General features: G+C 48.1%; 1 protein-coding gene. It reads left to right on the top strand.

Features of this window, described 5'->3' with window-relative positions; genetic code table 11:
* Nucleotides 1-1,078: penicillin acylase family protein (locus tag A3756_RS18445; protein WP_197481378.1), on the top strand; the 1,078-nt coding region annotated here is incomplete at both ends.

The raw sequence follows: 1,078 nt of genomic DNA, 5'->3' as shown, positions 1-1,078 counted from the left end.
ATAAGAGACGTATCAAAGTTCGCGGGCCTCAGCCTTCAGGTTTGTCGATTAATCGTGATGAGGCTGGAGTGCCTCATGTCAAAGCATCATCTTTCAAGGACGCCCTTTGGGGGAGCGGTTATGCGCATGCAATAGATCGTGGCACGCAATTGCTAATGATGCGGATACTTGGGCAGGGTCGGCTAACGGAGCTGCTTTCGGATACTGAAGAGTCTTTGGCAATAGATAAGTTCTTTAGGCGAGCAAATTGGTATGGCAATTTAACGCAAGAGTTGAATAAGCTCGATGTCGTCTCACTATCACAGATTCAATCCTACTGTGATGGTGTCAATGCGGGCTTTTCAGCCGGTGAATTTTCTTTAATGAAGCTCTTGGGTTATCAGGCAGAACCTTGGAAAGTGCAGGATATTATTCTTATATCGCGAATGACGAGCTACCTGACTTTGGCGCAATCGCAGGCGGAAGTAGAACGTTTCTTTATTGAATTGACGCAATCAGGCGTCTCTACAGAAGCTCTGGCTGAACTATTTCCCATTGACGTTAAGCGTTTTGACCGTGAACTGGTGGAGAGTATTCAGCTTCAGGAACGAATTGTTCCGCGTGAAGTGATCTGGAATCAGGCCTTGCCTAGAATGATGGCGTCTAACAATTGGGTTGTCGCAGGCAGCCGTACAAAATCTGGGCGAGCAATCATGGCCAATGATCCTCACCTGGAAGTAAATCGTTTGCCCAATGTTTGGTGTGAGCAAAGCTTATCATGGAGCGGCGGTTCGCTAATCGGAATGGGGATGCCCGGTTTGCCTGGTGTGTTGGTTGGTCGCAATAAGCAGGTTGCCTGGGGAGTGACTTATACCTTCATGGATACGGTAGATAGTTGGGTAGAAGATTGTAAGGGTGGGCAGTATCGGAAAGACGGTGCTTGGCATGATTTCGCTACTCGCAGAGAGGTGATAAAACGGAAAAAGTCAGCGGATGTTGAGCTTTGTTATTACGAGAATAAGCATGGCGTACTCGAAGGTGATCCGGCTATCGCGGGTCATTACATTGCTACGCGTTGGGCTGCTGCAGATTCAGGTGC

Source organism: Oleiphilus sp. HI0086, assembly GCF_001635225.1.
Note: the sequence above shows the minus strand (reverse complement) of the source record. Positions and strands in the feature narration are given on the sequence as shown.